The following is a 12,294-nucleotide window of genomic DNA, read 5'->3' on the forward strand; positions in this document are numbered from 1 at the left end:
AGGGCGCTCATTGAGGAGGCCCGATGTCGGTTCGCACCGCGGAGAGCTGGCCGCCGGGCCTGCCCGCATCGCTCGAGTACCCCGAGGTCCCGGTCGGCGCGATAGTCGCCGGCTCGGCCCGCCGGTACGGCGACCGGGTCGCGTTCGCGCGGGGCGAGGAGTCGCTGACCTACGCCGAGCTGGGCCGCCGGGCCGCGCGGTTCGCGCACGGTCTGCGCGCCCGCGGAGTGTCCACAGGGGACCGCGTGGCGCTGGTGATGCCGAACTGCCTGGAGTATCCCGTTGCCTACTACGGGATCGTGCTCGCCGGGGCGACGTTCGTGCCGGTGAACCCGTTGCTGCCCACGGCGGCCGCCGCCGCGCAGGTCGCGGACTCCGGCGCGGTGCTCACGGTCACCGCGGCCGAGGTGCCGGGCATCTGCGCGGACCAGCCGTCGTGGCCGCCCGCGGTCGATGTCGACCTCGGCGGCCTCGCACACCTCGCCTACACCGGCGGGACGACCGGCGAGTCCAAGGGCGTGCGGCTGCCGCACCGCAACGTCGTGATCAACTCGCTGCAGTACAGCTGCTGGGGCACGGGTTCGCTGCCGGCGCTGGACGCCGACGGCGGGCTGGTGCTCGACCAGGTGGGCAGCGATGTGGAGTGGCCGACCCGGCTGGGCACCGCGGTCGCGATCAACCTGACCCCGTGGTTCCACGCGATGGGCACGATCGCCGGCCTGAACGCGTTGGTACTGGCCGGATACACGACCGTGCTGCACGACCGGCTCGACCCGGTCGGCTACCTCGCGGACGCCGAGCGGCTGCGGATCACCGGGATGGGCGGCGCGCCCGCGCTGTTCGCCGCGCTGCTGAGCTGCCCGGACATCTACACCCGGGACCTCTCCTCGGTGCAGGCGATCTCCTCCGGCGCGGCGCCGATGCCGCTGGAGATGATCGACCGGCTGCGCGCGCTGGCGCCGGACGCCGTGGTGAGCGAGGGCTACGGGCTGACCGAGGTCACGATGGGCGCGACGCTCGGGCCGGTGCACCGGTCGGGCGTGCGCAAGGCGGGGACGGTCGGCGTGCCGGTCTTCGACACGGAGGTGCGGATCGACGGCGCGTCGGGGCCGGACGAGCGGGGCGAGGTGTGCATCCGCGGCCCGCAGGTGATGCTGGGCTACCACAACCGTCCCGACGCGACCGCTGATGTGCTCGTCGACGGCTGGTTGCACACCGGCGACATCGGCGTGCTCGACCCGGACGGCTACCTGTCCATCGTGGACCGGATGAAGGACATGTTGCTGTACAAGGGGTACAACGTGTACCCGCGCGAGCTCGAGGAGCTGCTGGCCGCGCAGTCCGGCGTGCTGGCGGCGGCCGTGGTCGGCAAGCCGGACACATCCGTCGGCGAGCTGCCGGTGGCGTTCGTGGTGCCGTCGAGCCCGTCGGTGTCCCCGGCGGACCTGATGTCGGCGGTGAACGAGCAGGTCGTGGCGTACAAGCGGCTGCGGGACGTGTACCTCGTGGACTCGATCCCGGTCTCGGCGGCCGGCAAGGTGCTCAAGCGTGAGCTGCGGGGCCGGTTGTCGTGACGGCCGCTCCGGTGCTGCACGGCCGGGACGGGGAGCTGCACCGGCTGGGTGAGCTGCTCCACCGGGCGCGGTCCGGGGCCGGCGCGGCGCTGGTGGTGCTCGGCGAGGCCGGTATGGGCAAGTCGGCGCTGCTCGCGTCGCTGCCCGTGGAGGATGCTCTCGCGTTGGACGTGCGCGGCATCCATGCCGAGCGCACGCTTGCGTTCGGCGGGCTGCATCGGCTGCTGTCGCCGGTCGTCTCCGGTTCCTCCGCGTTGGCCGCCGAGCTGCGGCTGGCGATGGGCGGGGCGCCGCTGTCGCTGCGGTGCGGGGTGCACGACCTGCTGGTCCGGCTGTCGGCCGCCCGTCCGGTGGTGTGCCGGGTGGACGACGCGCAGTGGCTGGACCCGGAGTCCTCGGCGGTGCTGGGTTTCGTGGCGCGCCGGCTGTCCGGGCACGCGGTCTTCATGGTGCTGGCGTCCCGGTCCGAGCTCGGTGACGCGCTGGCCGGCACGTCGAGGCTGTCGCTGGCGCCGCTGCCGGACGACGCGTGCGAGCGCGTGCTGCGCGACCGGATCGTCACGGAGGTGCCGGCCGGGCTGCGGGCGGTGCTCACCGACCTGGCCGGCGGGAACCCGCTGGACCTGGTAGCGCTGGCGGGCGCGCTGACGCCGGAGCAGCTGGCCGGCCGCGCGCCGCTGCCGGACGAGCTGCCTGAGGGTCCGCGCCGCGCCGACTGTGCCGCCCGCCTGGCCGCGCTGCCGGCACGGGCTCGGCGGCTGCTGCTGTGCGCGGTGGCCGAGTCCACAGTGGATCCGTTGGCGCTGGGCCCGGTCGACGAGGTCGTGGCCGCGGGCCTGCTGCGGCTGGACGGGACGGTGGTGCGGCGCCCGAGCAAGGTGATCCGGTCGACGCTGTACGCGCTGGCGTCGGCGGCGGATCGCCGAGCGGCCCACACCATGCTGGCGGCGGCCGTCGACGGCCCGCAGCGACTGTGGCACCGGGCGATGGCCGAGCCGGGGTCGCCGTTCGCCGACGACCTCGCGCTGGCCGCCGCGGACGCGCCGTCTCCCGCGGCCGCCGCGACGCTGCTGGAGCGCGCGGCCGCGTTGACCGTCGACAGTGGACTCCGGGCGTCCCGCATGCTCGCCGCCGCCCGCCAGGCGTGGCAGGCGGGACGCCCGGGCCGGGCCCGCGTGCTGCTCTCCCGGGCGGGCGGGGCCGACGATGGTGAGATCGCGCTGCTGCACGGAGAGATGGAACTGCGGGACGGCGAGCCGGCCGTGGCGACCCACGAGCTCGCCACGGCCGCCACCCGCCTGGCCGACCCCGCGGCGGCGGCGAGCGCCCTGGTGCTGGCCGGCGAGGCGCGGCGGCTGAGCGGAGACCTCCCCGGCTACCAGGCGATGGCCCGCGCCCTGCCCGCCGGCGCGACCGAGATGGCGACGGCGCACTTCACCGGCCTCGCGGCGACGTTCGACGGGCGGCACGCCGACGCGGCCGGGTACCTGCGGCGGGTCGTCGAGCTGGGCGAGGCGTCGGCCGGGGTCGCGGAGGCGTTGTGGGCGGCCGAGGCCGCGTTCGCGCTCGGGCGAGGGGAGAAGGCCTACGACTGCGCGTCGGCGGCGGTGAGCCGGGCGCGGCTGTCCGGGCGCGAGTCGACGCTGCCGTGGGCGCTGGTCCAGCTGTCCCTGGCGGCGATCGTGCTCGACCGGCACCCGGCCGCGCGGGCGGCGTCGACCGAGGGCCTGGCCACCGCGGCGGCCGCGGCGCAGCGCAACACGTGGGTCGAGCACCTGTCCCTGCTCGGCCTGTCCGCGGCCTTGCGCGGCGACCGGGGCACCGCGCTGTCCACACTGGACACCGCGGCGCCGGGCATCGCGGGCCGCGGTCTCGGTCGCCCGTGCGCGATCGCCTCCTGGGCGCACGCCTGCCTGGACCTCGCCGACGACCGCCCGGCCGACGCGCTGGGCCGCCTGGAGGCGATGGCCGCCGGCGTGAGCGGCGCCCAGCCGGCGATCCAGGTCCTGGCCACGCCGCAGCTGGTCGAGGCGGCGGTCCTCGTCGAGCAGCCGGCCAGGGCGGAGCGCGCCCTGCACACGTTCGACGCCTGGGTGAGCGCCGGTGGCAGCGACGCCTGGCTCGCGCTGTCGCACTGCTGCCACGGCCTGCTGGCGACCGACCCGACCGAGGCCGAGCGCCACTTCGCCGGCGCGATCACGCTGCACCGCACCGCAGGCGCGGCGATGGAGCTGGCCAGGACCCAGATGGCCTACGCGCACCGGCTGCGCCGCCACCGCAGGACCCGCGCCGCCCGCGACCTGTTCCGCGACGCGCTGCGCGTCTTCGACTCGGCGGGCGCCCCCCGCTGGGCCGACCGGGCCCGCGCGGGCCTGCGCGCGACGGGTGAGGCCGTCCAGGCCCCGGACGTGGAGCCGACCCGCCGGCGCGCCCCGTCGATCGCCGGCCTCACGCCACAGCAGGCGGAGATCTCCCGCCTGGTCGCCGTGGGCGAGACGAACAAGGAGATCGCCCGCCGCCTGGTGATCAGCCACCGCACCGTCGACCACCACCTGCGCAACATCTTCACGACCCTGGGCGTCCGCTCCCGAGTGGAGCTGGCCCGCCGCGTGGCCGGCCTGTAGCCCCTCCACGCAAGCCGCGAGTCCAACGCTCGCGACCCGCGAGTCCAACATTCGCGATCCCCGACAACACCCACTCACCGTCCCGAACCTTCAACTCGCGGGTCCGGAGCGTTGGACTCGCGGGTTCTGGGTGTTGGACTCGCGGGTTGGACAGCTGAATCGGTCCGGACCAGACTGGGGGTGAACCAGACGACGGAGGCAGATCGATGGAGTACCGCCCCCTCGGCCGGACGGGCACGATCGTGTCCGCGCAGTGCCTTGGCACGATGACGTTCGGCGCGGAGAGCAGCGAGGAGGTGTCGCACGCCCAGCTCGACCGGTTCCTCGAACGCGGCGGCAACTTCGTCGACACGGCCAACGTCTACTCGCGCGGGCTGTCCGAGGAGATCATCGGGCGGTGGCTGGCCAAGACGCCGGTGCGCGACCAGCTCGTCATCGCCACCAAGGGCCGCTTCCCCATGGGCGACGGGCCCAACGACGCCGGCCTCACCCGCACCAACCTCACCCGCGCGCTCGACGCCAGCCTGCGCCGCCTCGGCATCGACCACGTCGACCTCTACCAGGCGCACGCGTGGGACCCGCTGACCCCGATCGAGGAGACGCTCGGCTTCTTCGACGACGCGGTGCGGGCCGGCAAGATCCGGTACGCGGGCGTCAGCAACTTCGTCGGCTGGCAGCTGCAGAAGGCCGCCCTGCTCGCGGGCGACGCCGCGCCGATCGTGACGCTGCAGCCGCAGTACAACCTGCTCGTCCGCGACATCGAGTTCGAGCTCGTCGACGTCTGCCGCAACGAGGGCATCGGCATGCTGCCGTGGTCCCCGCTCGGCGGCGGCTGGCTCACCGGCAAGTACGCCCGCGACGCGGCCCCCACCGGCGCGACCCGGCTGGGCGAGGACCCGCGGCGCGGCATGGAGGCCTACGGCCCGCGGGCCGCCGAGGAACGCACCTGGCGGGTGATCGACGCGGTCCGCGAGGTCGCCGACGGCCGCGGCGTGTCGATGTCGCAGATCGCGCTCGCGTGGGTCGCCGGCCGGCCGGCGGTCACCTCGGTGATCCTCGGCGCCCGCACGATCGAGCAGCTCGACGACAACCTCGGCGCCGCGGAGCTGCACCTCACGGACAAGGAGACCGAGCTGCTCACCGAGGCGAGCGCCCCGATCGTCGCCGACTACCCCTACGGCGTCCTCGGCGTCGACCAGCGCTCACGCCACCTCGGGTAGGCCGAACAGCGCGAGCAGGCCCGGTCGGCGAACACGGTGATCCGCGCGATCCGCTCGCCCGCCGGCGTGAGCACCACGATCCCGTAGGCCGTGCCGCGCAGGTACACCGCCGCCGCCGGTTGGGCGTTCGCGGTGACCGGCAGCATCCGCCAGTCGCCGGGGGAGCCCAGGCCCGCGACGGCGCCCCGGAGCGCGTCCTCGCCGTGGGTGCGGGACGCCGGCATCTCGAGTGTCGCGTCGCGGTGGAGCAGGCGGGACAGCAGCGCGGCGTCCGAGTGCTCGAACGCGGCGATGTACCGGCCGAGCAGCTCCCGCGCCTCGCGCGAAGGCGGTTCGGTCACCGCGTCGGGCGTCACCTGGGCGAGTCGGGCGCGGGCGCGCTGCAGGGTGCTCTTCACCGCGGCGACCGATGTGTCGAGCAGGTCGGCGACCTCCGCTGGCCACGCCAGCACGTCCCGCCGCAGCAGGACCGCGCGCTGCCGCGGCGGCAGCAGCTGCAGCGACGCCACCAGCGCGAGCCGCAACGACTCCCGGTCCTCGGCGACGGTCGCCGGATCGGTGGGCAGCGGCTGCAGCCAGTCGACCACGGAAGCGCCGGCGGAGAGGTCGGCCGGCAACGCGCGCCGGCCGCGCTGCCGCAGCGCGGTCAGGCACGCGTTGGTCGCGATCCGGTACAGCCACGTCCGCATCGACGACCGGCCGGCGAACTCCTCGTAACCGCGCCACGCCCGCAGGTAGGTCTCCTGCACGAGGTCCTCGGCGTCGTGCACCGAGCCGAGCATCCGGTAGCAGTGCGCCACCAGCTCGCGCCGGAAGGGCTCGGCCGCACGAGTGAACGCGTCGGTCAACGCGTCGGTCGTCGGCACGCCGGGCAGTTGTGGAACGCCTTGACGAGCCACTCGCCGCCGGAGGCGGCGAGCACCCGCGTCTCGACCGCCCACTCGGCCGGCGTGGTCTGCCCGGCCGGCACCACGCCGCCCTTGCTGACGACGATCGCCGCGCCGTCGAGGAACCGGACGCTCCGCACCTCGTGCAGCGCGTACGACCCCTTGAGCGGCCCGGCGAACATGGCCGCCATGGCGGCCCGCACCGCCGCCTTGCCCGGCAGGAACGTGCCCGGCAGCACCGCGGTCGCGTCCTCGGCGTAACCCGCGACGAAGGCGTCCGCGTCACCGGCCGCCCAGGCCGCGTACACGCCGTCGAGCACCGCCCGCACCGCGCTGTCGTCCTGTACAAGTGTGTTCGTCATGGGTGGGTAGACCCGTCACGTGCCCGCAAGGAATCGCCCACCCGGCGACGCTGCGCGCGGAACACCACGAACAGCAGCCGCAGCCCCAGCAGCGCGCTGATCACCAGGAGGTTGTAGCCGAACAGCTGGTTGAGCGTCACCTCCGGCAGCACCCGCGGCCCACTCGTGCTCGCCAGCAGCAGCACCGCCATGAGACCCGTCGCCGTCCCGGTGAGCGCCAGCAACACCTCGTGCAGCATGCCCGTGACCACCGCGCGGTCGCGCTCGTCGGCGAACAGCCGCACGTTCACCGACAGCCGGCCCTGCTCCAGTGCCGAGGTCACCCGGTCGACCCGGCGCGGCAGCCTGCGCAGCACGGGAAGCAGCGACAGCAGCTCCTCGGTCGCCGTCCGGCGCAGCGAGTCCGGCTGCATCCGCTCGCCGACCAGCGCGTTCGCGAACGCCCTCGACTCGAGCAGGATGTTGAACCCCGGCGACAGCAGCGCGAGCGTTCCCTCCATCGTCGCGAGCGCGCGGAACACCGCGGCGATCGGCGGCGGGATCGACAGCCTGAAGTCGGCCACCACGCGGAACAGGTCGGTGAACATGTCCAGGTCGGGTGCCTGGCCGTGCGCCACGTGCTTGGCGACGAGCCCGCCGAGCGCCCGCTCCAGCCGCTGCTCGTCGATCTCGTCCGGCCGGTCGACGATCTCCAGCAGCCCGTCGCGCAGCGCCGCCGAGTCGCCCCGGTCGACCGCGGCGAGCACGTCCCGCAACCCGTTGCGCAGGCCGGCGTCGAGCCGGCCGACCGAACCGAAGTCCAGCAGGCCCAGCTTGCCGTCGGTCAGCAGCAGCACGTTGCCCGGATGCGGGTCGGCGTGGAACACCCCGTACAGCAGCACCTGGCGCAGCACGCAGTCGAGCAACGCTCGGGCCAGGCCTTCCCGCCGCGCGGGCTCGACCGAGCCGACCGCCGCGCGCACCGGCTCGCCGTCCAGGCGGTCCATCACCAGCACCCGCTCGCTGGACAGTTCCGTGTGGACGGTCGGGACGGACACCTCGGTGCCGGTGTAAGCGGCGTTGACCGCGGCGATGTTGCGTGCCTCGACGCGGAAGTCGAGCTCCTCGGTGAGCGCGGCGGCGAACCCGTCGGCGAGGTCGACCACGCCGAGCGAGCGCGCCCACCTCGCGCGCAGCTCCAGCGAGCGCACGACCCGGTCGACGATGTCGAGGTCGCGCTCCACGACCCGGTCGATGCCGGGCCTGCGCACCTTCACGAGACGCGCTCGCCGCTGTGCAGCCGCGCCCCGTAGACCTGCGCGATCGACGCCGTGCCGAGCGGTTCGCGCTCGAACTCGGCGAACACCTCGTCCAGCGGCCGGCCCAGCTCGTCGACGAGGTCGCGCTCGATGGCGTCCTGGTCGACCGGCGCGACCTGGTCCTGCAGCCGTGACAGCTCGTCGATGTACGCGGCCGGCAGCAGGTCCGGCCGGGTGGAGAGGACCTGGCCGAGCTTGACGAAGGTGACCCCGCCGTCCTCCAGCGCGCGGCGCAGCGACCGGGCGAGGACCGCCTGCCGCTGCCCGCCGTCCGCCCGCCGACCCACGAGGTACTGGCCGATCCCGTGCTTCACCGCGATCCGGGTGACCTGCGAGTACCGCCGGGCCCGGCGGACGCGCCTGCGCAGCGAGCGGATCCGGCCGACCACGCCGAGCCCGCCGCCGCTGGGGAGGGCCATCTCGGCGAGGAACAGGAAGATCAGCGTGGCGAGGAACGCGCAGCCGGCGACGGGGATGAGCAGGCCGAAGAACGCGCCGGCCGACCGCTCGAAGGTCGGGACGAGCGCGATCATGATCCGCGCGGCGATCCCCCACCCGACCGCGGCCCCGATGAGCGCGCGGACGGTTCTGATCCGCACCCCGAGCACCCGCCGCGACGCGACGACCAGGGGCCACAGCATGAGGACGTAGAGCGGCAGGCTGAGCAGCCCGAATATCACGGTTGCCATTGCCGCTGATCGAAGCACACCGCGCCGCGGCCGTCCCGCGCCGCGTCCTGACCTGCATGTACAGCCTGGTCCGGTGAAGGCGGTCGTCTACTCCGGGTACCGGGAGCTGCCGGTGGTCACCGACGTGCCGGAACCCGCGTGCCCGGCCGGCGGGGCCGTCGTCGAGGTCCGGGCCACCGGGGTCTGCCGGTCGGACTGGCACTCCTGGCAGGGGCACGATCCCGTCGCGCTGCCGAACATTCCCGGGCACGAGCTCGCCGGCGTCGTGGCGTCGGTGGGCCCGGCGGTCACCCGATGGCGGCCGGGAGACCGGGTCACCGTCCCGTTCGTGTGCGGGTGCGGCACCTGCGCGTACTGCCTGGCCGGCGACGCGCAGGTCTGTCCACACCGGACCCAGCCGGGGTTCACCGGGCCCGGCTCGTTCGCCGAGCGGGTCGCGATCCACGCGGCCGACGCCAACCTCGTCGGGCTGCCCGAGTCCGTCGACTTCGTCACCGCCGCCTCGCACGGCTGCCGGTTCGCCACCGCGTTCCGGGCGCCCACCGTGCACGGCAGGCTCATGCGCGGCGACTGGCTCGCCGTCCACGGCTGCGGCGGCGTCGGCCTGTACGCGGTGATGATCGGCGGGCCCGCGAGCTCGGCGCCCACGTCGTCGACGACCCGGCGGCCATCGCGGAGCTCACCGGCGGCGGCGCGCACGTGTCGGTCGACGCGGTCGGCTCGCCGGTCACCGCCGTCAACTCGGTGCGGTCGTTGCGGCGGCGCGGCCGGCACGTGCAGGCCGGTCTCCTGCTCGGCACCGCCGCCACCCCGCCGCTGCCCATGGACCTAGCCTGACTTTCCTGCTTTGCCTGACTTGTGGCAGCGTTTCCGCTGGCCAGGCAGGGTTTTGGGCAGGCCGAGTGTATTACCTAACGTGGTGTCGCTGCTGGTCAGCGAGTCGGTGCGTAGCGCTCGATACCGAACAGGTCGGCGAGTTCACGTTGTGTGGCGGTGGTTTCGGTGAGCATCCGCTGGGCGCGGGGGCGGCCTTTGCCGCCGTCGTGGTAGAGCAGCACGGTTTCTTCGATCCCGGCCAGTTCGGCCAGGAGTTCGCGCACGGACAGGTGCAGGCCGGCTTGTTCGGCTTGGCGGCGCATGAGATGCGCGATCGTCAGGGCCAGCACGCAGTAGAAGACGTGAACGCGGATCTTCTGGTCGGTCCAGTGGTGCATCGGGCTGAACGACACCACGTGGGGATCCTTGAGTTGGCGGAACCCTGATTCGACTTCGGCTTGGGAGCGGTAGGCCGCCACCACCTCGGCGGTGGTCCAGCCGTCGCGGTTGGTGAACAGGATCCGCTTGCCGAACAGTCGGGTTTCCAGGCGTGTGCGGGCGGCGGTATCGGTGCGCCACCTCATCCGGAATGTGGCGGGCCCGTCTCCGGTGAGAGTCACAGTGATGACCTGGTCGACCCAGCGTGGCCGAAGGATCGCGGCGATGTCGGCTTCCACACCGACCCGGTCTTTGCGGGTGTTCCCGCGGGCCAGGCGGGCTTGCAGTTCAGCCAGTTGCTTGCGAGCCTTGGCCAGGGTCTGGGCGAAGCCGCGGGTCTGGGCGGCGTGCAGGGTCGGGGAGTGTGTCAGCACGGCGCGACGGGTGACACCCAGTGCGGTCACGGTTGTGTCGATGCATGTCACGCCAGGGTAGCGGGCTTCATCGACCACGCTAAAGGCTTTCCTGGGCAACGCCAGCAAACCGGGGTGGTCCGAGGGTGGCAGGGATCCGACGAACCCGATCCCGGTGGTTTCGACCTGTCCGTGGTTGGTGGTGGAATTCTGGCCGGCGTCGTAGATCAGGGTGAGGTCCTCGACGTGTTCGGTCAGATCCCGATACCGGGTCAGGAACTCGTCGATGACGGACGTGAACTGGGTGACGTCGGGGCGGTTTCCGGGGTAGGCGTGGGACAGCAGCGGGACGCCACCGTCGCGGGTGACCACCAGGGCCACCCCAACCAACCGCAGATCGGTTCTCTTCTGTTTCGCTTTGCCGCGCTGGGCGATCGGTGCCCGGTCGTTCGCCGAATCGATGAAGGTGGCGAAGTTCGTCATGTCCAGCACCAGCGCGGACAGGTCCAGGCCGAACTCGGTGACCATGCGCCGGCCGAGTTCGGCCTCGACCGCCTGTAGCTCATTGATGCCCAGACGGTCCATCGCGTCCCAAAACCTGCGGTGGTCCAGGGCCGAGGGGGCGATTTTCATCCAGCGTGGCCCGGCTGTGGTGTTCCACCAGTCGACGAAACCCAGCTTCGAGCACGGCGCCACGATCCGGTTCACTGTCGCCAATGCCAGATAGGTGCCGACCGTCGCGCCGGCGTGCGGGCGACGCGGCACCGCCTCGTCGATCACTCCGATCACGTCCAGGCGTTCCAGCATCCCCCAGACCGCGGCCAGGTCCCCGAACGCCTTGTGCTGGCTACGCACCGGCTCACCCGATGATGCGCCGGACAACTTGGCCATGACCTCCGCGGCACTGCCCAGATACTGCTGGGACACGATCCGTGGTTTGCCGTCCACCCGTGCGGACTCCACCAGGTAGTAGTACGTCTGGTTACCCTGACGCTTACCCACGATCGACGGCATATCTAGGTAATACACCAGAACCACCCAAAACCCAAGCAAGACAACGGAAGACACGCCGATCAATCACCAAAGCTGGAAAGTCAGGCTAGTGCCTCGTCACGGAAGGTTCAGCACTCCCGCGACGAGGCACCTGTCGTCGCGCAGGAGCAGTCCGTCCACGGCACGCACGGCATGGCCGCCCGCGACTACCCGCCGCGCTGTCCGCAATGGACAGTCCGGCCGCCGGTGCCGGCATCACCGTCGTCCGGCCGTAAGGTGGCCGCATGGCAGACGACTCGTTCAGATCGGTCCGGATCGAGCGCGACTCGGTCGGGCACTACACCGTGCACAACCCGCGCGGTGGCACCATCCCGGTCGGCGGCGACGACTTCTCGCCGGTCGAGCTGCTGCTCGCCGCCATCGGCACCTGCACGGCCGTCGACACCGACGTCGCCACCAGCCGCCGGGTCGAGCCGACGACGTTCACCGTCACGGTGAGCGGCGACAAGGTGTCCGACCAGGAGACCGGCAACCACATGGAGAACCTGGCCGTCACCTTCGACGTGACGTTCCCCGACGGCGACCGGGGCGACGCGGCCCGCAAGCTGCTGCCCCGCACGGTGAAGCTCTCCCACGACCGCCTCTGCACGGTCAGCCGCACCGTTGAACGCGGCACTCCGGTCCACCCGTCGATCGCCGGTTAGCGCAAACGCGCCGCGCGTTCCGGCGAACAGCGGGTCGACTGTGGCACATCGCGCCGGACTGTAACGCTACGTGGTGAACGGAACGGGTAGTAGAGACGAAGATGCCCCGAGTGAACCCCGGGGCATCTTCGTATCATGGGGAAGTCGACTTATTCGTGCCCGATGATTTCTCGGAATCCTTGTCAGACTTCTCCGAGGTGTCCATTCACGGGTGGCCCCGCGTTGGGGACGGTCAGGTTGTGATGTGGGTGGGGTGCCAGGGGTTGCCGGTGAGGGCGGTGTGGATGGTGTCGATGGCGCGGATGCCGTGGCCGCTGGCGCTGGTGAGGTAGGAGC

At 72.7% G+C, this 12,294-nt stretch carries 8 protein-coding genes and 2 pseudogenes; 6 read left to right on the plus strand and 4 right to left on the minus strand.

Annotation, left to right across the window (positions count from 1 at the left end; genetic code table 11):
- Positions 1 to 23 precede the first annotated feature (23 nt).
- The 3 genes from GEV28_RS28200 to GEV28_RS28210 all read left to right on the plus strand — a co-directional run bounded on the left by GEV28_RS28200 (position 24) and on the right by GEV28_RS28210 (position 5,418).
- Complete coding sequence (locus tag GEV28_RS28200; protein WP_291415393.1) at positions 24 to 1,574, plus strand: class I adenylate-forming enzyme family protein; 1,551 nt, start codon at positions 24 to 26, stop codon at positions 1,572 to 1,574.
- The gene (locus GEV28_RS28205) at positions 1,571 to 4,198 is read left to right on the plus strand and encodes a LuxR family transcriptional regulator (protein WP_291415394.1); all 2,628 of its coding nucleotides are present in this window, start codon (positions 1,571 to 1,573) and stop codon (positions 4,196 to 4,198) included. The genes GEV28_RS28200 and GEV28_RS28205 overlap by 4 nt, the downstream gene beginning before the upstream one ends.
- Before the next feature lie 206 nt (positions 4,199 to 4,404).
- The gene (locus GEV28_RS28210) at positions 4,405 to 5,418 is read left to right on the plus strand and encodes an aldo/keto reductase (RefSeq protein WP_291415396.1); all 1,014 of its coding nucleotides are present in this window, start codon (positions 4,405 to 4,407) and stop codon (positions 5,416 to 5,418) included.
- Here the strand turns inward: GEV28_RS28210 and GEV28_RS28215 are convergent.
- The 3 genes and pseudogenes from GEV28_RS28215 to GEV28_RS28225 all read right to left on the minus strand — a co-directional run bounded on the left by GEV28_RS28215 (position 5,373) and on the right by GEV28_RS28225 (position 8,654).
- Positions 5,373 to 6,284, minus strand: coding sequence for an RNA polymerase subunit sigma-70 (locus tag GEV28_RS28215; RefSeq protein WP_291415398.1), 912 nt, complete (start codon positions 6,282 to 6,284; stop codon positions 5,373 to 5,375). The two genes, GEV28_RS28210 and GEV28_RS28215, sit on opposite strands and share 46 nt — an antisense overlap.
- Positions 6,263 to 6,667, minus strand: coding sequence for an SgcJ/EcaC family oxidoreductase (locus GEV28_RS28220; protein ID WP_291415400.1), 405 nt, complete (start codon positions 6,665 to 6,667; stop codon positions 6,263 to 6,265). Before GEV28_RS28220 ends, GEV28_RS28215 begins: the two co-directional genes overlap by 22 nt.
- Positions 6,664 to 8,654 (minus strand): annotated as a pseudogene (locus tag GEV28_RS28225) (ABC1 kinase family protein). The gene GEV28_RS28220 and the pseudogene GEV28_RS28225 overlap by 4 nt, the downstream one beginning before the upstream one ends.
- A gap of 124 nt (positions 8,655 to 8,778) precedes the next feature.
- On the opposite strand from GEV28_RS28225, the pseudogene GEV28_RS28230 reads away from it, so the two are divergent.
- Both GEV28_RS28230 and GEV28_RS28235 read left to right on the plus strand, forming a co-directional pair.
- Positions 8,779 to 9,045, plus strand: a pseudogene (locus GEV28_RS28230) (alcohol dehydrogenase catalytic domain-containing protein); the annotation flags it as partial.
- Positions 8,949 to 9,491, plus strand: a complete 543-nt coding sequence (locus GEV28_RS28235) for a zinc-binding dehydrogenase (RefSeq protein WP_291415405.1) — start codon at positions 8,949 to 8,951, stop codon at positions 9,489 to 9,491. The pseudogene GEV28_RS28230 and the gene GEV28_RS28235, both read left to right, overlap by 97 nt.
- 95 nt (positions 9,492 to 9,586) lie before the next feature.
- On the opposite strand, the gene GEV28_RS28240 is transcribed toward GEV28_RS28235, so the two are convergent.
- A complete protein-coding gene (locus tag GEV28_RS28240) occupies positions 9,587 to 11,275 on the minus strand; it encodes an IS1634 family transposase (RefSeq protein ID WP_291415402.1) in 1,689 nt (562 codons plus the stop codon).
- Positions 11,276 to 11,538: 263 nt separating this feature from the next.
- On the opposite strand from GEV28_RS28240, the gene GEV28_RS28245 reads away from it, so the two are divergent.
- Positions 11,539 to 11,958, plus strand: a complete 420-nt coding sequence (locus GEV28_RS28245; RefSeq protein ID WP_291415403.1) for an OsmC family protein — start codon at positions 11,539 to 11,541, stop codon at positions 11,956 to 11,958.
- The last annotated feature ends 336 nt before the right edge of the window (positions 11,959 to 12,294 follow it).

It is taken from the genome of Actinophytocola sp. (genome assembly GCF_009379765.1).
In the GTDB taxonomy this organism is placed as follows: Bacteria; Actinomycetota; Actinomycetes; order Mycobacteriales; family Pseudonocardiaceae; genus Actinophytocola.

What these genes read in the sequence shown, in the direction of transcription:
- GEV28_RS28200 (WP_291415393.1), top strand. Translation starts at nt 24, where the DNA reads ATGTCGGTTCGCACCGCGGAGAGCTGGCCGCCGGGCCTGCCCGCATCG.
- GEV28_RS28210 (WP_291415396.1), top strand. Translation starts at nt 4,405, where the DNA reads ATGGAGTACCGCCCCCTCGGCCGGACGGGCACGATCGTGTCCGCGCAG.
- GEV28_RS28220 (WP_291415400.1), bottom strand. Translation starts at nt 6,667, where the DNA reads ATGACGAACACACTTGTACAGGACGACAGCGCGGTGCGGGCGGTGCTC.
- GEV28_RS28235 (WP_291415405.1), top strand. Translation starts at nt 8,949, where the DNA reads ATGGCGGCCGGGAGACCGGGTCACCGTCCCGTTCGTGTGCGGGTGCGG.
- GEV28_RS28240 (WP_291415402.1), bottom strand. Translation starts at nt 11,275, where the DNA reads ATGCCGTCGATCGTGGGTAAGCGTCAGGGTAACCAGACGTACTACTAC.
- GEV28_RS28245 (WP_291415403.1), top strand. Translation starts at nt 11,539, where the DNA reads ATGGCAGACGACTCGTTCAGATCGGTCCGGATCGAGCGCGACTCGGTC.